This window comes from Streptomyces sp. NPDC059454 (assembly GCF_042749965.1).
GTDB lineage: Bacteria > Actinomycetota > Actinomycetes > Streptomycetales > Streptomycetaceae > Streptomyces.
The window spans coordinates 32,829-52,846 of record NZ_JBHYVC010000053.1; the positions used below are offsets into that span (position 1 = coordinate 32,829).

14 protein-coding genes are annotated in these 20,018 nt (G+C 69.2%); 6 read left to right on the forward strand and 8 right to left on the reverse strand.

Features of this window, described 5'->3' with window-relative positions; translation table 11 throughout:
- Window positions 1-17 precede the first annotated feature (17 nt).
- The gene (locus ACFXAE_RS27885) at window positions 18-749 is read right to left on the reverse strand and encodes a BTAD domain-containing putative transcriptional regulator (protein WP_384719719.1); all 732 of its coding nucleotides are present in this window, start codon (window positions 747-749) and stop codon (window positions 18-20) included.
- Window positions 750-1,012: 263 nt separating this feature from the next.
- On the opposite strand from ACFXAE_RS27885, the gene ACFXAE_RS27890 reads away from it, so the two are divergent.
- Window positions 1,013-3,199, forward strand: a complete 2,187-nt coding sequence (locus ACFXAE_RS27890; protein ID WP_384719691.1) for an endonuclease — start codon at window positions 1,013-1,015, stop codon at window positions 3,197-3,199.
- A 114-nt stretch (window positions 3,200-3,313) separates the two neighbouring features.
- Window positions 3,314-3,775: a GNAT family N-acetyltransferase gene (locus ACFXAE_RS27895; RefSeq protein ID WP_384719693.1), complete on the forward strand. Its 462-nt coding sequence runs from the start codon at window positions 3,314-3,316 to the stop codon at window positions 3,773-3,775.
- 9 nt (window positions 3,776-3,784) lie between these two features.
- Here ACFXAE_RS27895 and ACFXAE_RS27900 read toward each other — a convergent pair whose 3' ends face one another.
- A complete protein-coding gene (locus tag ACFXAE_RS27900; protein ID WP_384719695.1) occupies window positions 3,785-4,918 on the reverse strand; it encodes a glutathione-independent formaldehyde dehydrogenase in 1,134 nt (377 codons plus the stop codon).
- Between the two features lie 133 nt (window positions 4,919-5,051).
- Between ACFXAE_RS27900 and ACFXAE_RS27905 the strand changes: the two genes are divergently transcribed.
- The gene (locus ACFXAE_RS27905) at window positions 5,052-5,243 is read left to right on the forward strand and encodes a hypothetical protein (protein WP_384719697.1); all 192 of its coding nucleotides are present in this window, start codon (window positions 5,052-5,054) and stop codon (window positions 5,241-5,243) included.
- Window positions 5,244-5,265: 22 nt separating this feature from the next.
- Here the strand turns inward: ACFXAE_RS27905 and glpK are convergent, their stop codons facing one another.
- The 3 genes from glpK to ACFXAE_RS27920 all read right to left on the reverse strand — a co-directional run bounded on the left by glpK (window position 5,266) and on the right by ACFXAE_RS27920 (window position 8,120).
- Window positions 5,266-6,783 (reverse strand): glycerol kinase GlpK, encoded by a 1,518-nt coding sequence (gene glpK, locus ACFXAE_RS27910; protein ID WP_384719699.1) that lies wholly within the window; start codon window positions 6,781-6,783, stop codon window positions 5,266-5,268.
- 21 nt (window positions 6,784-6,804) lie between these two features.
- Window positions 6,805-7,638 carry an MIP/aquaporin family protein gene (locus tag ACFXAE_RS27915; protein ID WP_384719701.1) on the reverse strand — a complete coding sequence of 278 codons (834 nt, stop codon included), beginning with the start codon at window positions 7,636-7,638 and terminating at the stop codon, window positions 6,805-6,807.
- Window positions 7,639-7,955: 317 nt separating this feature from the next.
- The gene (locus ACFXAE_RS27920; protein ID WP_384719703.1) at window positions 7,956-8,120 is read right to left on the reverse strand and encodes a hypothetical protein; all 165 of its coding nucleotides are present in this window, start codon (window positions 8,118-8,120) and stop codon (window positions 7,956-7,958) included.
- Window positions 8,121-8,281: 161 nt separating this feature from the next.
- Here ACFXAE_RS27920 and ACFXAE_RS27925 point away from each other — a divergent pair, with 161 nt between their 5' ends.
- Complete coding sequence (locus ACFXAE_RS27925; RefSeq protein ID WP_384719705.1) at window positions 8,282-8,698, forward strand: RidA family protein; 417 nt, start codon at window positions 8,282-8,284, stop codon at window positions 8,696-8,698.
- A gap of 95 nt (window positions 8,699-8,793) precedes the next feature.
- Here the strand turns inward: ACFXAE_RS27925 and ACFXAE_RS27930 are convergent, their stop codons facing one another.
- Both ACFXAE_RS27930 and ACFXAE_RS27935 read right to left on the reverse strand, forming a co-directional pair.
- A complete protein-coding gene (locus ACFXAE_RS27930) occupies window positions 8,794-9,006 on the reverse strand; it encodes a DUF397 domain-containing protein (protein WP_384719707.1) in 213 nt (70 codons plus the stop codon).
- The gene (locus ACFXAE_RS27935; protein WP_384719709.1) at window positions 9,003-9,842 is read right to left on the reverse strand and encodes a helix-turn-helix domain-containing protein; all 840 of its coding nucleotides are present in this window, start codon (window positions 9,840-9,842) and stop codon (window positions 9,003-9,005) included. The genes ACFXAE_RS27930 and ACFXAE_RS27935 overlap by 4 nt, the downstream gene beginning before the upstream one ends.
- A 189-nt stretch (window positions 9,843-10,031) precedes the next feature.
- On the opposite strand from ACFXAE_RS27935, the gene ACFXAE_RS27940 reads away from it, so the two are divergent.
- Window positions 10,032-10,511: an ATP-binding protein gene (locus ACFXAE_RS27940; protein ID WP_384719711.1), complete on the forward strand. Its 480-nt coding sequence runs from the start codon at window positions 10,032-10,034 to the stop codon at window positions 10,509-10,511.
- Here ACFXAE_RS27940 and ACFXAE_RS27945 read toward each other — a convergent pair.
- Window positions 10,508-10,999 carry a hypothetical protein gene (locus ACFXAE_RS27945; RefSeq protein WP_384719713.1) on the reverse strand — a complete coding sequence of 164 codons (492 nt, stop codon included), beginning with the start codon at window positions 10,997-10,999 and terminating at the stop codon, window positions 10,508-10,510. The two genes, ACFXAE_RS27940 and ACFXAE_RS27945, sit on opposite strands and share 4 nt — an antisense overlap.
- Before the next feature lie 260 nt (window positions 11,000-11,259).
- On the opposite strand from ACFXAE_RS27945, the gene ACFXAE_RS27950 reads away from it, so the two are divergent.
- On the forward strand, window positions 11,260-19,902 hold the full coding sequence (locus tag ACFXAE_RS27950; protein ID WP_384719715.1) for a DNRLRE domain-containing protein: 8,643 nt from the start codon (window positions 11,260-11,262) through the stop codon (window positions 19,900-19,902).
- Window positions 19,903-20,018 lie beyond the last annotated feature (116 nt).

The window sequence follows — 20,018 nt, forward strand, 5'->3', positions numbered from 1 at the left end:
CGCTCACCGGCTGACGCTCAGCCGGTCCGCCCGGTCCGCTCCGGCAGCCGCCCGGGGAGCAGCCGGGCGAACTGCGGTGAGGGCGCGACGCCCAGTTCCTCGTTCAGCAGCCGGCAGAAGGCGTGATAGTGGCGCACGGCCTCGCTGACGTTGCCCTCCGCCAGGTGCGCCGACACGACGGCCCGGTGGGCGCTCTCCCGCAAGGGCTCCGCGCGGACGCTCGCCCACGCGGCCTCCATCGCCAGAGCGGGTCTGCCCTGCCGGGTCAGGGTCCCCGCCAGTGCGTCGAGCGCGTGCAGCCGCAGTTGCCGCAGGTGTTCGCGCTCCACCAGGACCCAGTCCTCGTCCCAGCCGGGCAGCAGGTCCTCGCCGGTGAGGGCTTCCAGTGGCGGCGGGGCGTGGAGCGGTGGACCATGGTCCTCCACGACGCCGAGCGCCGTCCGCGTGAGGGTGTCGACGTCCACGCGCAGAGCCGGGGCGACCAGCAGTGTGTCCCCGCGGCACCCGATCAGGGGCGGCTCCCCGCGCGGCAGCTTCCACAGGGTGGTGCGCAGACTGCCCCGGGCGTGCTCCTCGGTGACCTCGGGCCACAGCGTGCCGGCGAGGACCGTGCGGGACACCCGTCCCCGCAGTCCCATGAACGCCAGAAGCCGCTGGCCGTTGCGGCACAGTTCGATGGTCTCGGTACCCAGTTCCAGCCGGAACTGGCCGAGCAACCGCAACTGGAGAGGCGGGGGAACCGACCTCATCGCCTCGCTCACCGTGTCCCGCGCGAGCGCCTCCGGGGGCCGTCCGGCCTCGCCACCGGCGCATCGCTGCTCGTGGTCCGCCTGGTGCGGATCCGGGTGCCGCATCCTCCGTGGAGGGGTCGTCACCAGTCTCGGCCCCCCGCCCCTCCCGTGCAACCGGATCGATGACGCCGCGCTGACGGCGGTTTTGTAGCTTCGGACACGGCTCAGAAGAGTCCTGTCCCAGGCATCTCCGGCACCATCAACAGGCCAGGAGGCGGATCATGGCCACGGCGGAACTCGCTTCCCAACGAGAGTCGGACCATCTGTCGCAACTGACGATGGCCGCGGCACGCTACGAGAACCGGACCGAACGACGGGAACGGAACCGGGCGGTCCTCGAGACACGCGGACCGCTGTACGCGGACACCCCCGAGCGGGTCGAGAAGCGGCTGGCGCGTCTCGGCACCGACTGGGCCATGGCCCGGGCGATCGAGCGGACGCCGACGGAACCCGCCAGCGGCGCGGGAAGCACCCTGCGGTTGCCGCCGGAGGCCGTCACCAGCGAGGTGCTGGGACTGGAGCGCCTCATCGGGCGCAACAACCTCACCCCCGTCGCGTTCCTGGAGGAGGGCGTACAGGTCTCCCGCTCGGTCGGCCGGATCACCATCAGCGGACCGGGCGGCGGGCACGGCACCGGCTTCATGGTGTCCCCCTCCCTGCTGCTCACCAACAACCACGTGCTGCCCAGCGCGCAGGAGGCGGACCGCAGCAAGGTCGCGTTCGCGTTCCAGGACGGCGTCGACGGCGGCCCCCTCGTACCGGCCGTCTTCCCGCTGGAGCCGCTCCGCCTCTTCGTGACCGACCGGGCGCTGGACTTCAGCCTCGTCGCGGTGGCCCCGCGCGGCGCGCAGGGCGAGGCGCTGTCGTCGTTCGGCCGGCTGGTCCTCAGCCAGGCGCAGGGGAAGGTCGTCATCGGGGAGTACGTCAACATCGTCCAGCACCCCAGGGGCGAACCCAAGCAGATCGCGCTGCGCGAGAACCAGGTCGTCGACCTGCTGGACCGGTTCCTGCACTACGAGTCCGACACCCGTGAGGGTTCCTCGGGATCCGCGGTCTTCAACGACCAGTGGGAGGTCGTCGCGCTGCACCACTCGGCCGTTCCGAAGACGGACACCGAGGGCCGGCCCTTGAGCGTCGACGGCACAGTGTGGCGGCCGGAGATGGGCGAGCAGCAACTGGCGTGGCGGGCCAACGAGGGGGTGCGCATCAGCCGCGTGCTGGAGGCTCTGCACGCGGTGCCCCTGACCGGTGAGGCGGCCCGGCTGCGGGACGAGGTGTTCACCACCGGGCTCGCCCCGTCCCCCGGGGAGAGCGCGCCGCCGATGCCTTTCCCCTTCGGCACGTCCGCGCTGCCGGGGACCAACGGCTCACCGGCACAGGCGGTCGACGGCGCCGCCCGGCTCACCATCCCCCTGCGGATCACCCTCGGCCTCGACACGCCCTTGTCCTCGCCGGCCGCCCTCATCACCTCACCGGCCACACCGCCACCGACGGCCGCGCCCCAGCCGTCCCCGGCCGGGCGGCCGGACATCGTGTCGGCGGTCGAGAAGGACGTCGACGCGGCCCTGACCAGCCACCGGCTCGCGCAGCGGGGTCCCTACTACGACCGGACCGCGGACATCGCCGCGCGCGACGCGTACTACGCGGACGTCGGCACCGGTGACGGCGACGGTGACGCGTTGCGCCGCGCGCTGACCGGGCTGCTGACCGAGACCCACGGGCCCCGGCCCCGGTACAAGCCGATGAGCATGGTCTATCCGTGGGTCGACCTGCACAAGGACGGCCGGCTGCGCAGCATCTACTCGGGCAAGGACTTCTCCGCCGAAGAGCTCATACGGGCCGACGCGGCCGTGGCGGAGGCCCGGCTGGCCCGCGTGCAGGAACTCCTGTTGCGGGAGAGCACGGCGGGACCGGCCGAGTTCGAGGCGGAGTTCGACGCCCTGGAGGCGTCCATGCCGTTCAACTGCGAGCACGTGGTGCCGCAGTCGTGGTTCGCCAAGAAGGAGCCGATGCGGGGCGATCTGCACCACCTGTTCGCGTGCGAGGTCGGCTGCAACAGTTTCCGCGGCAACTTCCCGTACTTCGACTTCCCCGACTTCGACGAAGCGGTCCGGGAGGACTGCGGGATGCGCGAGGACGTGGGGTTCGAGCCCGAGGAGGGCAGGGGCGCGGTCGCCCGTGCCACGCTGTACTTCCTGCTCCGCTATCCGGGCCAGGTCGGCGACGCGGCGCGCGAGTTCCCCGAGGACCGGCTGCCCCTCCTGCTGAAGTGGCACGAGGGCGAGGCGGTCAGCGAGTACGAGCTGCACCGCAACGCGGCCGTCGCGGAGATCCAGGGCAACCGGAATCCGCTGATAGACCACCCCGAGTGGGCTCGCGCGATCGACTTCACCGGCGTCTGGCCCTGAGCTCCCGGCCGGTCCGCGTCGTCCGGCTCCTCCGGCGGAAATACGGGTGCGCCAAAGCGGCGGGACCCGCATGATCGGTGGGTTGTCCGCACCCCATGGATCGGAGTCCGCGTGATGACCGGTGACCGGGCGGTGCGTGTGCGGCGGGCCCTGCCCGCCGACGCCGGTACCGCGGCCGACGTCTGGCTGCGCTCCTTCGCCGCCGCCCTGCCGGGCGTGGTCCGGCCCCGGTCCGACGACGAGGTGCACGGCTACTTCCGCCACGTCCTCGTGCCCCTGCGCGAGACGTGGGTGGCGGAGGCGGCGGGCGGGGAGGTCGTCGGTGTGATGGTGCTGGACGGCGAGGAGCTGGCACAGCTCTACCTCGCCCCCGAGTGGCGCGGGCGCGGTATCGGCGACCGGTTCGTCGTGCTGGCCAAGGAGCGCAGCCCCGGAGGGCTCGCGCTGTGGACCTTCCAGGTCAACGCGGCCGCGCACCGCTTCTACGAGCGGCACGGTTTCGCGGCCGTGCAGTGGACGGACGGTTCCGGGAACGAGGAGCGGGAGCCGGACGTCCGGTACGTGTGGCGGCCGTAGCCGGCCGGACTACGGGTGCAGTACGACCTTGGTGTAGCCCTCGATCCGCTTGTCGAACTTGTCGTAGGCCGACGCAGCCTGGTCCAGGGGCAGTTCGTGGGAGACCACGAAGCTGGGCTTCGCCCTGTCCTCGATGATCATGTCGCGCAGCTGCCGGTTGTAGCGCTTCACGTTGCACTGTCCCGTCCCCACCCGCAGGCCCTTCTCGAAGAGCTTGCCGATCGCGACGAGGAGCATGCCCTGCTTGGCCTGTTCGTCCGGGGCTCCGGGGTCGGAGGGGACGTAGAGGCCGGGCACGCCGAGCGCTCCGGTGGCGCGGACCGTGCTGACGAGGGAGTTCAGGACCGTCGCCGGCTCCTCGCGGTCCGTGCCGCCCTTCGTCGCCTGGTAGCCGACGGCGTCGACGCCCTTGTCCGTGCCGATGCCCTCGGTCTGGTCCTTGATCTGCTCGGCCGGGTCGCCCTCGGCGAAGTTCACGGGAACCGCGCCGATCTCCTCGGCCTTCCGCAGCCGTTCGGCGACCCGGTCCACGACGAACACCTTCTTCGCGCCGCGCAGCAGGGCCGAGTAGGCGGCCATGAGGCCGACCGGTCCCGCGCCGTACACCGCGACGCTCTCGCCGGGGCGGACCTGGGCGAGTTCGCAGCCGTGGTAGCCGGTGGGGAAGATGTCGGCGAGCAGGACGAAGTCGGTCTCGTGCTCCTGGCCCGGCGGCAGTTTCAGACAGTTGAAGTCGGCGTAGGGCACACGCAGGTACTCGGCCTGGCCGCCCTTCCAGGGGCCCATGGAGACGTAGCCGTAGGCTCCTCCCGGGAAACCGGGGTTGACGGTCGTGCAGTATCCGGTGAACCCCTCGGCGCAGTTGCGGCAGAATCCGCAGGCGACGTTGAAGGGCATGACCACGCGGTCACCCTCCTTCAGCGAGGTGACGCCCTGGCCGACCTCCTCGATGATCCCCATGTTCTCGTGACCGAAGACGATGCCGGGCTCGGCCGCGGTGCGGCCCTCGTACATGTGCAGGTCGGACCCGCATATCGCGGTGGAGCTGACCTTCACGATCACATCGTTCGGGTGCTGGACGGCCGGCTTGTCGACGTCCTCGACCGCGACACTGAACGGTCCCTTGTACACGACTGCCTTCATGACTGCGACCTCCGTTCCGCGCGTGACTCATCTCTCATGGTTCCGCCGTCTACACGGTCGGGCAAACCGGTAATCTCCGGCGGAAGAGTTCATACGTGTCCGATGCCGCACCAGGAACGGAAAGAGGCGGGAAATGGCAGCACAGAGGCTGGGAACCCTGCTCGTCCCGGTGCCAGGGCTCTCCGGCACCGTGTACCCGCCGGGAACGACCGTGACGGTCCGTGGCCGCGGCTCGTCCGTCGACGCCTTCGTCAACGGTGACTGGCTCGCGCTGGCGTGGTGGGAGTTCTCCGACGGCCTCCGCGAGGACCTCGCCGACCGCTGACGGTACGGACGCGCAGGGCGGCTCAGGTGATCCTGACCCAGTCCAGGGTGCGTTCCACGGCCCGCTTCCAGTCCTGGTAGCCGGCCTGGCGCTTCTCCTCGGTCCATGACGGGTTCCAGCGTTTCGACTCCTGCCAGTGGGAGCGCAGCTCGTCGGTGTCGCGCCAGAAGCCGGTGGCGAGGCCCGCGGCGTAGGCGGCGCCCAGCGCGGTGGTCTCGGCGACCACGGGACGGCTGACCGGGACGCCCAGCACGTCGGCCTGGATCTGCATGCACAGGTCGTTCGCGGTGACTCCGCCGTCGACCTTGAGCACGTCCAGGTGCACGCCCGAGTCCTGCTCCATGGCCTCGACCACGTCACGGCTCTGGTAGCAGATGGCCTCCAGCGTGGCCCGGGCGATGTGCGCGCCGGTGTTGTAGCGGGCCAGGCCGACCATGGCGCCCCGGGCGTCGGAGCGCCAGTACGGGGCGAAGAGGCCGGAGAAGGCCGGGACGAAGAACATCCCGCCGTTGTCGTCCACCTGGCGGGCCAGCTGCTCGCTCTCCGGGGCGCTCCTGATGATCTTCAGCTGGTCGCGCAGCCACTGCACGGCGGCGCCGGTGACGGCGATGGAACCCTCCAGCGCGTACACCGCGGGGCTGCCCGCGAACTGGTACGCCACCGTCGTCAGCAGCCCGTGCTCCGAGCGCACCGGCTCCGTGCCCGTGTTGAGGACCAGGAAGTTTCCGGTGCCGTAGGTGTTCTTGGCCTCGCCGGGCGAGAAGCAGACCTGGCCGACGGTCGCCGCGTGCTGGTCGCCGAGTACGCCGGTGATCGGGACGGCGGCGCCCAGCGGCCGGGAGGTGCGGGCCGTGCCGTACGCCTCGGGGTCGGACGAGGGGTGGACGGCCGGCAGCATCGCGCGGGGGATGCCGAAGATGCCGAGGAGTTCGTCGTCCCAGTCCAGGGTCTCCAGGTTCATCAGCATGGTGCGGCTGGCGTTGGTGACGTCGGTGGCGTGCACACCGCCGCCCGGGCCGCCGGTGAGGTTCCACAGCACCCAGGCGTCGGTGTTGCCGAACAGGGCGTGGCCCGCCTCGGCGGCCTCGCGCAGTCCGTCGACGTTCTCCAGCAGCCACTTGATCTTGCCGCCGGAGAAGTAGGTGGCCGGCGGCAGACCGGCCTTGTGGCGGATGGTCTCGCCGTGGCCGTCGCGTTCGAGGGCGGCGGCGATGCTGTCGGTGCGGGTGTCCTGCCAGACGATGGCGTTGTGGTACGGCCGGCCGGTGCGCGGGTCCCAGACCACGGTCGTCTCGCGCTGGTTGGTGATGCCGATGGCCCGCAGGTCGGCGGCCGTCAGTCCGCCGTCCCGGAGGGCGTTCTGGATCACGGTGTTGGTGCGCTCCCAGATCTCCACCGGGTCGTGCTCCACCCAGCCCGACCGCGGCAGGATCTGCTGGTGCTCGAGTTGGTGCCTGGCCACCTCGTTCCCGGCGTGATCGAAGATCATGAAGCGGGTGCTGGTGGTCCCCTGGTCCACGGCGCCGACGAATTCGGGCATCTCTGCCACCTCCTGGTGTGCCTAGGGTTCTTCGGTGGCCGGGCCCTCTTCGGCCTCCTTCGACCTCGCCTTGAGCACCGGGCCGATGAGCAGGTCGTACACGAGGGTCCCGAGGACCGCGCCGATGAGCGGACCGACGATGGGGATCCACCAGTAGCCGCTGAACCATCCGAACGACCCGGGCAGCGCGATCGCCCCCCAGCCTTCGAAGAAGGTGAACAGCCGGGGGCCGAAATCGCGTGCGGGGTTGATCGCGTATCCGGCGTTGGTACCGAATGTCAGGCCGATGACGACGACCACCAGGCCGATGAGGAACGGATGGAGATTCGCCGCCGGAGCCGTGTTGCGGGTGTCGATGAGCGCGCAGATCAGCAGGAGCAGAATTCCGGTGCCGACGATCTGGTCGAGCAGGGGACCCCACCAGGAATCCCCGAAGTATTCGGCGGGAAAGGTGGCGAAAATGGAGTAGGTCCCCAGCGATTCCTCCCGCGTGATGCCTTCCTTGGCGTTGGCCGCGTCGATCGCCCACCGGTAGCAGGCGTAGACGAGCGCGGCGGCGACGAAGGCGCCCAGGACCTGCGCGAGCCAGTAGGGCAGTACCTTCCGCCAGGGGAAGTCCCGCCGTACGGCGAAGGCCAGGGTCACGGCGGGATTGAGGTGGGCGCCGCTGACGCCGCCGGCCACGTAGACGCCGAACACGACGGCGAGGCCCCAGCCCCAGGAGATGATGAGCCAGTTGGCGGGCCCGAACTCCACCATCTGCCGGCCCGAACCGGGCAGCCCTACGACGGCCACCGCCACGGATCCGATACCCAGCAGAAGCAGGACGAACGTTCCCAGGAATTCGGCGAGCATCTCACCGGGGACACCTTCTCGATAGCCTCGTCGTTTCACAACACGTTCGGCCACCGGGCCTCCTCTGCTGGAATTCCGCGTCTTTCCTCCCCTCGTCGGAAGCGTATGTCCGGCGTGCGGATCATGCCTGTGGAGAGCCGGATTTCCCTCCCATGGAGCAAAGGGGGACGGCGTTCACCCGCCGCGGCGCGGTACGCCCGGACGCCGTACGGCCGGACGCCCGACGCGGTACGGCCGGACACCGTACGGCCGACGCGCGTCCGGTTCGCCCGGCGCCGACAGCACCCGGCCGGGGTGCGCCGCCGCTCATACGGGAGTCAGCGCGGTGCCGCTTCGAGCAGCGCCTCGGTGTCGGTGACGGCTGTGACGAGTGACTCCGGCATGGCTCGCATTCCGGCGATGACGTCGTCCACGCACTGGAGGCCCGCGCGGTGGAGCAGCCCCTCCTCGTCGGTGACCCACTCCCCGCGTGCCGCCGTCACCGCGCACGGTGCAGGTCACGGCCACGGCGATGGCGCCCGCGACCTGGGTGAGGGCGCCCTTGAGGGCGTGGCCGAGGGGGGCGAGCGAAATACGGGTGCGGTGGCTCGGTGTGTCGCGCAGGATCGGGGGTTGTCCGTCCTCCCCGTAGATCGGAGTCCACGTGATCCGGCGTGTCACCGTCCCCACCCTCTTTCCGCCGCCCGCCTACTCCCACGCCTCCGTCGTCGAGACGGGCACGAGGCTGGCGTTTCTCGCCGGGTCGGTCCCGTTGGACGCCGACGGGAAGCTGGTCGGCGAGGGGGATCCGGTGCGGCAGGCCCGGCAGGTGATCGCCAACCTGGAGGAGCAACTGCGGGCGGTGGGCTCCGACTTGGGTCACGTCGTCGCGACGGATGTGTACGTCGTGAGCGATGAGTCCGCGGTGCTGTCCGCCGTGTGGGGCGTGGTCGAGGCGTCCGGACTGAGCGCGGGGCCCCACTCGTCGACCCTGATCGGTGTGGCCTGCCTCGGGTACGCCGGGCAGCTCGTGGAGATCACGGCGACGGCGGTCGTGCCGGACGCCGGCGCGGGCTCGTAAGGGGCGGGGCCGGGGGTGTTGCGCAGCCCGGCGATCCACGCCAGTGCCCCGTGACCCCAGTCAGCGGTCACGGGGCACTGCGATCGCGCCTCGCCCTACGCGGTGCGCCGAGCGGCGAACCCGATGAACTCCGCCCACGCCCCGGGCGTGAGGCTGACCATGGGGCCAGCCTCGTGCTTCGAGTCGCGCACATACAGGGCGCCGCTCCCCGTAGCTACCTCAACGCACTGGCCGCCATCGCCAGCGCTGTAACTGCTCTTGAACCACGCCAAGTCATCGACGTGGGGCCTGGCCTTGTCCCCGCTCATCTCTCTCCCAGCAGCTTCTCGATCAACGCAAGCGAGTCTGTCGGAGTGAGGGCCTGCGCGCGGAGGATCCCGTACGTGCGCTCAAGACCTCGTACCTTCTGACGCTCTGTGTGGACACGGCTGTCACCTTGAACTTCCGTGTAGGCGATCCTCCGCTCATCCCGGGTCTCCATCAAGGTGAACGGGCCAGCCAGTCCCGCGTGTTCCTGACGGGAGAGTGGCATCACTTGAATCACCACGTTGCGCTTCTCCGCGATCAGCATGAGGTGCTCCAACTGCCCCCGCCAGGCTGCCTTGCCACCAATCGGACGGAGCAGGACACTCTCCTCGATCACAAAGCCGAGGTGCGGCGCGGGACGCCTGGTGAAGATCCCCTGCCGTGCCAGTCGCGCGGCAACACGCTCTTCGATGATCGCCTCGTCCAAGAGCGGCTGCCACATGGCGAACACCGCTCGCGCGTACTCCTCCGTCTGCAACAGGCCGTTGACCAGGTGGGTGTCGTACAGGTGGATTTCAACCGCCTCACCCTCCAACCGCGCTGCATCCCGAAAGAACGCCGGATACTGAGCCCGGGCCACCTCCTCCTTCCCCGCCTTCAACAACCCACCCGCGTCGAGCAGTTCATCCGCGTTGTCGATGAACTTGGGCGGCGGGATCCGCCTCCCCTGCTCAAAGGAAGCGATGGTCGACGCGGAGTACCCCACCCGGCTCCCCAGCTCCGCCCGATCCAGCCCCGCCCGCTCCCTGCACAGCTTCAACTGCCGCCCGAAGACGTGCAGGATGCCCGCACCGGCCTCCTGCTCCTGGCCGTCCACCTGCTGCCGCTGTTCCTCCACGCCCGGCACCTCCCGTACGCACTCACCGCCGAACACCCCGCACAGACATCGCGCACGCAACCAACCCGCCCCGCGAAGCCCCCGTCACGGTCCACCCCGTGTACAAGGCCCACGACATCGGCGTACAGCCACCGCCGGTCAGCGCGTCCCACCTGTTCAACGCTACGCACAGTTCGCCACCGTTACGCCATGAAGTCAGCAACTCCCCCGCAAAGGCGTACGCCCCACCCCACTCGCACGTTCGCCATGCGGTTCACCTCGACCCCGCGAGGCGCCCGCCTCGCCCGCCGGCTGGTCTCGCACCGCCTGCACGCCTGGGGCCACCCCTGCACCTCACCGGCGAACGAGACGCTCACCCTGATCGCCGCCGAACTCACCGCGAACGCGGTCCGGCACGGACACGTACCCGGCCGCGACTTCCACCTGAGCCTCACCGAGACCGAGGACGGCACCCTGCGCATCGAGGTGTCGGACACCCGCGCGGAGCGACGCCCGGCCCCCGGACCCCCGTCCCCGGCCGGCGAGTCGGGCCGGGGCCTGCTCCTGGTGGACGCCCTCGCCGACGACTGGGGCGTGCTGCCCCGCCCCACGGGCCCCGGCAAGACCGTATGGGCGGAGTGCGCCCCGGTGACGGCCATCCGGAAAACCCTGAAGCCGCAGGCTCCCTAGGACTCCGTCGGTGCCGCGAGCCGTTCGCCGGCGCAGGTGGCGCGGCCGTAGGTGCCCGACGCGGTGGCGCTCTGGACGTGGGCGCCGCGGACGGCGAGGGCGCAGCGCGCCTGTCCGCCCTTGCCGTCGAGGACGATGCTGAGGGTGGGCGGCTGCCCCAGCGGCACCCGGACGGTCTTCTCCCAGGGCAGCTCGATGCCCTTCTCGACGGTCGCCTTGCCCTCCTCGCTGCGCGCGAGGTAGCTGACGTCCACGTTGCCCTCACCGGTGATCCGGTACGTCACGGCGGCCGTCGGTGTCCTCGGCTGCTCCGGAGGGGTGCCGCTCTCGGTGCCGAGGACGCCGTACAGGACGAAGCCCAGGCAGACGACGAGGACCGCGCCGGCGGCGATGAAGCCCGCCCGGTCGCCGCCCCGGCGCTTGTCGGTCGATTCGCCGGCCGGGGCTTCCCTTTCCGTTGTTTCTGCCGTGCTTTCGGTCGTTGACATGGGGGCCGGCTTTCGTCGGGCGCAATTTCCGCGCGTGCTTCCGGTACGGAACCGGGCGGTTATACACCATGCGGAATACGCGGCGCCACCGAGAAGACAAACGGGGGCGAAGCGACCGCATTCAGGGGCTTCAATGACCCCAAATGTCCCATCGCTTGACATGCCGTCAGCCAACTGGTCAATAATCCGGCCGCCGTTCGGAATTCTCCGCAACGGCTCGTTCGGCGCGCCCATTTCGCGTACGGCGGGGTCGGCCGCCGATGTCGAAAGGTCATGACGTGAAGGTGCCGTACAGGAGATATCTCTCCTGTCTGGTGGTGGCGGCGATAGCGGGATCGCTCTTGCCGCAGGTCGCGTACGCGGCCCCGCCATCGGAGCCCGAAAAGGGCGATGAAAAGGGGTTTTTCGACAGCGTCACCGACTGGTTCGGGGACGACGACGAGAAGAACCCCGAACCCCCGTCGTACGGTGACCGTGGAATCGCCGACCGGCAGAAACTGCCCAAGGGCAAGAACGCGCCGAAGGCGAAGCGGGTCAAGGAGCTGACCGGCCGGCGGACGGCGAACGCCCGGTACTGGCGGATGTCCGACGGCCGTACCGAGGTGGAGCTGTCGGCGGTGCCGACGTCCTACCGGAACGGTACGGGCAGGAAGGCCGAGTGGAAGCCGATCGACACGTCGGTCGAGGCGTCGGAGACGAAGGGCTTCGACTTCGCGAACACGACGAACACGCTGCACAGCCGGTTCGGTTCGGACGCCGGGAAGCTGCTGCGGGTGGAGGCCGGTGAGGGCCGGTCGGTGACCATGGGCCTGGCCGGCGCGGACACGCTGAAGCCGACGGCCAAGGGCAGCACGGTCACGTACAAGGACGCGGTCGACGGCGCGGACCTCACCTACGAGGTGGGTGCCGGGCGCGTCAAGGAGAACATCGTCCTGGACGAACGGCCCTCCGGACCGGTGAAGTTCACGTTCACGCTGGACGTGGACGGGCTGACGCCGAAGCAGGGCGAGGACGGTTCGATCCGCTTCTTCGGCGAGTCCGCGGACCCCGTGCTGGTGATCCCGGCCGGATTCATGACGGACTCGAAGAAGGACGCCTCGTCGCCGTACGGCACCACGTACAGCACCGAGGTGAGGCAGCGGCTCGCCAAGGCCGGGAACGGCTGGACGCTGACCGTCACGCCGGACGCGAAGTGGCTGGCCGCGAAGGAACGCCAGTACCCCGTCACGGTCGACCCGACGATCGAGATCGCGCCGACGCCGACGACGGCGCAGGACGTGATGATCTCCTCGGACGGCCCGGCGTCGAACTACGACGACAACTGGCGGCTGTCGGTCGGCAACACCGCCTCCGGCTCCTCGCGTGCCCTGCTGCGGTTCCCGCTGTCCGGGATACCGGCCGGGACGCGCGTGGACTCGGCGGACCTGAAGCTGTACTACGACCAGACGCACACCACCTCCGGTGACGAGGTACGCCTCGAGGCGCGCCGGGCCACCCAGGAGTGGAACGAGGCGACGGCCACCTGGAACAGCGCCCAGGGCATCACCGGCGAGCTGTCCGGCACGTCCGTCGTCGTCGACGACGGGGACACCGGCCGCACCGCGGCGGTGGGCTCGTGGCCGGCGTCGGGGAACACCACCTACACGCAGCACGCGGTCAACAAGGACTACCTGTACAACAAGGACTCGGCGGCGGGTGACACGTACACCTGGCAGCCGAGCCTGCCGGAGGACGGCACCTACCAGGTCGACGTGCACAGCGTGCCCGCCGTCGACCGGGCGACGAACGCGCCGTACACGGTGACGTACGCCGGCGGGTCGAAGCAGTACACCGTCGACCAGAGCGCCGGCACCGGCGGTGTGTGGAAGTCGCTGGGCTCGCACCCGTTCCAGGCGGGCACGGCCGGCAAGATCGTCCTGGGTGACGCACCGGTCTCGACGTCCACCGCGGTCGTCGCGGACGCCGTGCGCTTCACCAAGGGCGGGACCGTCACCAAGAAGCCGGGCGAGGTGAGCACCTGGCACTCGTTCCCGGTGACGAAGACCGTCCAGCAGTGGATCGACGGCACCTACGACAACCACGGCTTCGTGGTCAAGGCCGGCGACGAGAGCGCCGACGCCCCCAAGGGCGGCCCCCGCTACGAGGGCAGCGAGTTCGGCTACGGCGGTGAGAGCGCCAACTACCCGCGCCTGGTGCTGACCTTCGGGCGGCAGGGCGTGGCCCTCGACTCCCCGTCCGTGATCCACGCGACGGGCGCGGAGCTGCACTGGCCCGACTACCGGGACCCGGACGCCGGCTCCACCGGTGACGACCTGGTGGAGTACCAGGTCCACCGCTCGGTCTACCAGTCGTTCACGCCGTCGGCGGCGACGCTGGTGGCCCCCGTGGGCGGGTCGGCGAACGCCTTCACCGACACCACGGCGGTGCCCACCCCGGCGGACAGCGCCGACCCGTTCGGCCGCGCCTACTACTACATGGTCGCGGTGAAGACGAAGGACGGCCAGGTCATCGGCTCGCCCACCCAGCTGGTGCGGCTGCCGAAGGCGGGCCGCACCACGAAGGTGATCACCGCCGGCCAGGACACCACCCTGACCTCGGCGCAGCCGACGGCCGCCCACGACACGTTCGACGAGTACGGGCCGCAGCCGTGGCTGACGGTCGGCAACAACTCCACCACCTACGGCGACACCCGCGCCCTGCTGGACTTCGGCGACCTCGGAGTTCCCGCGTCCTCGCGCGTCCTGCAGGCCACGGTCCGCCTCTGGGGCACCCAGTCGACGCGGAGCGCCGAGGGGGCGGTCTACGAACTGCGCCCGCTCACCCGGGACTTCGACGAGAGCGCGACCTGGAACAAGGCCACCTCCGGCACCGCCTGGACCTCGCCCGGCGGTGACGTCGGCGCGGCGGTCTCCGACGTCGGCGCGATGAGCAACGACCCGGCCCGCCACGACTGGGACGTCACCTCGCTCGCCCAGGGCTGGGTGACCGACCCGGCCACCGGGCACGGTGTCGCCATCCGGACGGCCGACGAGACCGCCGCGCAGGAGCGCTCGGTCTTCCTGTCCTCGGAGGCACCCGAGCAGCGGCTGCGGCCCAAGCTCGTCGTCACCTACGTGGACGAGAGCCCGGAGTCGACGTACTACGCGCCGGGCACGCCGGCCCGGATGACGCCCAACTCCACCTACACCGTCGACGTCACCCTCACCAACACCACCGACCAACTGTGGACGCCGGCCGGTCACGAGCTGACCTACCGGTGGTCCCTGCCGGACGGCACGGACGCCACGACCGGCGGCAACCAGGTCCGCACCGCGCTGCCGCACGACCTCGCCCCCGGTGCCTCCGTCACCATCCCCGCGCAGGTCAAGACGCCGATCAACTCCGACTCCGGCAACAAGCGCACCGAGTACACGCTGACCTGGGAGGTCCAGGACGCGGCCGGTACGGCGGCGGCGGTCACCGGCCTCACGCAGCACGTGGCCGTGGAGGACCCGACCTCCAACCAGCTCGGCCTGGAGAAGTTCTACTCCTACACCGGCAAGAACACCGGCGCCGGCTCCACGGTGATGAACAACCTGGCGGCCGGCAACAGCGTGTGGCAGTACAACGCGTTCACCAACCCCGGCCGGGGTCTGAACACGTTCTTCCGGGTGGCGTACAACTCGCTGGACACCTCGGACACGGTCTCCGGTCACGGCTGGTCGTTCCAGGCGTCGGGCCCCATCCGGCTGGGCGCGCCGCTGGACTTCCACCCCAACCCGCACCCCACCGAGATCCGCCTCCCGGACGGCGACGGCACCACGCATGTCTTCCGCAAGCAGGACGACGGCACGTGGAAGGCCCCCGCGGGCGTCCACTACCGGGTGTCGATGAAGCCGGGCCTGGACTGCACCCCGGCCAAGGACCCGGTCCCGGACGCCTGGACGCTCACCCGCCCCGACGGCACCCGCTTCCTCTTCGGCTGCGACGGCTACCTGACGTCCGCGGTCGACAAGAACGGCAACACGCAGACGTTCACGTACGAGGAACGCAGGTCCAACAACAAGCCGACCAAGTTCCTCCGGTACATCACCGACCCGGCCGGCCGGCAGTCGCTCACCGTCGACTACTACGACAAGGCCGAGGCGACCAGCCCGAAGATCGAGGACCACATCCAGTCGGTCACCGACGTCTCCGGCCGTAAGCTCGCGTTCGAGTACTCGGACAAGGGTCTGCTGACGAAAATAACCGACGGCGCGGGCTCGGCCCAGCCGAAGGTCTTCGGCTTCACGTACGACGCCACACAGGGCAACAAGAACGTCAAGCTGGTCCAGGTCGACGACCCGCGGGGCAACGCCACGAAGCTGGCGTACAACGAGCCGTCGGCCGGGGACGACCCGAAGTACCACTGGTGGACGAAGACCATCACCGACCGGCTGAACGGGGCGACCGGGTTCACGTACGCGGCGAACGCGTCGAACACGAAGTTCACCGAGGCCGAGGTGACGGACGCCGAATCGCACACCACCTCCTACGTGGCGGACGACTTCGGCCGCCCGGTGCAGACGACGAACGCCAAGTCCCAGACCACGAAGATGAGCTGGGACGCGGACAACAACGTCACCTACCTGGAGGAGGCCAACGGCGCCAAGACGGCCTACTGCTACGACCAGAAGACCGGCTACCCGCTCTGGTCGCGCGACGCCGAGAACAACAAGTCCGGTGTCCCCGACGCCTCGGAATGCGCTCCGGGCACGTACCCGGCCGATTCGCAGCGGTACGGCTACCAGACCCGCGCCGACGGCTACGCGGCCGACCTGTCCACCAAGACCTCCCCGGAGGGCCGCACGTGGCAGTTCGGCTATGACGCCTTCGGCAACCTGAGGACGGTCACCGACCCCAAGGGCGTCGCGACGGCGACGGCGGACGACTACACGACGTCGTACGAGTACGACTCCTACGGCCGGCTCACCAAGGCGACCGACGCCAACGGCAACCCGACGACCTACTCCGGCTTCGGTGCCAGCGGTTACCCCAGTCGCATCACCGACGCGCTGAACAACCCGACGGACTTCGTCTACGACGACCGCGGCCAGGTCACCAAGGTCACCGACGCCAACGAGAAGGTGACCACGCAGACCTACGACGTCTACGGACGCCCGCTGGTCAGCACGGTGCCGAAGAAGCAGGCCGTTGGCGAGCTGATCACCACTCCGGCACCGGAGTACGACGCCAACGACAACGTCACCAAGTCGACGTCACCCAACGGTGCCGTGTCCACGGCGGTGTACGACGGCGCGGACCAGGTCGTCTCGGCAACCGCTCCGGCGAACAACCTCACGGACCCGCGCACCACGACGTACGCCTACGACCGGGTCGGCCACCTGAAGAAGACGACGGAGCCCAAGGGCACGGCGACGACGACGGACACGACCGACTACGTCACCACCAACCACTACAACGAGGTCTACCAGCTCACCTCCGTGGTGAACTCGGCCGGCCAGAAGATCGGTTACGAGTACGACGACGTCGGCAACGTGGTCACGGTCATCGACCCCAAGAAGAACGCGACCGCGGACACGACCGACTACACCACCAAGACGGCCTACGACCTGAACCACCGGGTCACCGCCGTCACGGACGCGGCCGGCAAGACGACGAAGACGTCCTACGACAAGGACTCGCTGGTCGTCTCCACCACGGACGCGGAGAACAACACCGTGACCGTCACCTACGACGAGCGCGGCAAGCAGACCGAGGTCACGGTCCCGTACGAGGGCACCACGACACGGTCGACGAAGTACGAGTACGACCAGATCGGCAATGTCACCAAGGTGATCAGCCCGCGGGCTGTCGCGGCCGGTACGACCACGGCGTTCACCTCGCGCACCGAGTACGACGCGCTGAACCGTCCGGTGAAGCAGTACCAGCCGTACGACCCGGCGGACTCCCGCTACAACGACCCGAACGTCTACACGGAGACCGTGTACGACAAGGTCGGCATGGTGGCGAAGACCTCGCTGCCGCCGTCGGAGGGTGAGACGGTCCGCAACGACACGACCTACTCGTACTTCGACAACGGCTGGGTGGAGTCCTCCACCGATCCGTGGGACATCTCAACCGCTTACGGCTACAACGACATCGGCCAGCAGACCAAGCGCACGCTGACGTCGGCGGGCGGTTCCTCCAACCGCACGATGACGTGGTCGTACTACCCGGACGGCTCGGTGAAGTCCCGCTCGGACGACGGTGTGCCCGTCGGTCTGTCGGTGGCGCTCATCGACAACTCCGACACCCAGAACACCGCCGCGACCGGCACCTGGACGAAGGGATCGGCCACCGGCCAGCACGGCTACGACCACCGCACCCACGCGGCGGGCACCGGCACGGACGCGTTCACCTGGACGCTGAACATCCCGAAGGACGGCACCTACACGGCGTACGTGAAGCTCCCGAAGGTCACCGGGGCCGCGACCACCGCGAAGTACACGGTCACCCACTCCACGGGCACGGCGGACAAGGTCATCGACCAGAACGCCGCCGCCAACCAGGGCAGTTGGGTATCGCTGGGCTCCTATGCCTTCAAGCAGGGCAACACGTCCAAGCTCCAGCTCTTCCAGAACAGCGGCGGCACCGTGGTGGCCGACGGTGTGAAACTCGTCCGCAGCACCGCCGGTGAGCCGGCGGACACGGAGAAGAACGACTTCGCCTACACCTACGACCTCAACGGCAACCTGACCAAGATCGACGACACGTCGTCAACGGCGGAGATCGACGCCTACACGGTCACCTACACCGGCCTCAACCAGGTCCAGAAGGTCACCGAGGCGCTCGCCGGGACCGAGAAGAAGACCACGTCGTACATCTACGACGCCAACGGCCAGCCCGAGACCGTCACCCATCCCGACCAGTTCTCCAAGTACACCTACGACCTGCGCGAGCTGGTCAAGACGGTGTCGGTCGGCAAGACGGCCACGGACGCCTCGCCGAAGGTCACGTCGTACGCGTACACCGACCGCGGTCTGAAACTGAAGGAGACCAAGGCCAACGGCAACACCGTCGACTACACCTACTACCGGAACGCGGCCCTGAAGTCGACGACCGAGAAGAAGTCCAACGGCACCCTCGTCTCCTCCCACGCCTACGCCTACGACGCCAACGGCAACAAGGCGCAGGACGTGGCGAAGAAGATGAACGCCGACAGCCACACGGCCTACCTCGAGTCGACCACGAACTTCAGTTACGACCCGGCCGACCGGCTGAAGGAATCGGTCAAGACGGGCAACGGCGCGGGGACGGAGACGTACGTCCACGACGCGAACGCCAACGTCATCACCCAGACCGTCGACGGCACCACGAGCACCTTCGACTACGACCGCAACCGCTTGCTGAGCGCCACCACCGGCGGCTCGACGGCGAACTACAACTACGACCCGTTCGGTCGGCAGGAGTCGGTGACCTCGGGCAACCAGGTCGTCGAGCGGAGCGTGTACGACGGCTTCGACCACGTCATCGAGTCCCAGAAGATGGACGACGGCGGCGCGCTGAAGACGACGAAGTACACCTTCGACCCGCTGGACCGCACCGCGTCCAAGACCGCGGACGGCAAGACCACCGACTTCACCTACCTCGGCCTGTCCGGCGAGGTGCTGAACGAGGAGGTCTCCGGTGCGCTGACCAAGTCGTACCAGTACAGCCCATGGGGTGAGCGCCTGTCCCAGGCCAAGCACAACACGGACGGTACGACCGAGGACGGCTACTACGGCTACAACAGCCACACCGACGTCGAGACGGTGACCGACCAGAACGGTGACACCAAGGCGACCTACGGGTACACCGCCTACGGCAAGGACGACGAGTCCGAGTTCACCGGCGTCGACAAGCCCGACGCGGCCGACCCGACGAAGGAGGCGTACAACCCGTACCGCTTCAACGCCAAGCGCTGGGACGCCCAGTCCGGCACCTACGACATGGGCTTCCGCAACTACAGCCCGGGGCTGAACCGCTTCACCAGCCGGGACATGTACAACGGCGCCCTCGCCGACATGGGCCTGGGCATGGATCCGTTCACCGGCAACCGGTACGCGTTCGCGGGCGGCAACCCGTCCTCGTTCGTCGAGTACGACGGTCACCGTCCGGTCGAGTGCAACGAGTCCGGCTACACCTGCCGGATGAACGACGCGGGTGGCTGGGACGTCGGCTACGAGGGTCCCTCGACCCCCGCGGCCGACTCGACGCTGGTCACCATCGGCGCCGGATGCCCGCCGGCGTGCAGCACGTCCACCAAGCAGCTGACCGTGGAGCACCTACTGCTGATGGGCCTGTCCGACGACCACGGGACCGAGAAGGATCTCGACGTCTGGAGCAACTGGGACGCGATCGCCCAGCTCCCGGACTTCATCTTCGGCGGTGTCAAGGAGGACCAGAACAAGCACAAGGGCGCCTTCGTCGAGGCGTACGGTGACACCCTCACCGCCGCCGCGGCCAAGTACGACATTCCCGCCACCCTGCTGGCGGGCGTGGCCTACGAGGAGGTGTCCGGCGACCCGCCGGTCTTCGACCTCGGGGGCAGCCTGCTGAACGGCGACGACGCGTCCTTCGGCAACCTCAGCATGCAGATCGATCTCGGAGCGGAACTGCTCGGATACGATCCGCAGGACCTCACCGGGTACCAGCGCGGCGAGATCCGGGGGTCGCTCGAGGACAACGTCCAGAACATCTTCATGGCCGCCAGGTATCTGTCCCAGGGCCGGGACACGATCGCCCCCGGTACCGGTGCCGCCGACTTCACGGCCGGTGACATCGAGAACGTGGGCGCCTGGTACAAGGGCGGGGAGTCCTACTGGGCCACCGACCCGGGAGCGCGCTCCTACGGCGGAAGAATCCTGAACAACCAGTCCATGCTGTCGGGCCTGCTCCAATAGGTCCCGGCCCCCGCGGGGGGGGGGGGTCGAGCGGCGCCGGGCCCCCGCCCTCCCGCACCACGCCAAAATCCTCATCGAGGTAAAAGAAAACAAAGAAGACACCCCAAACCCACAAC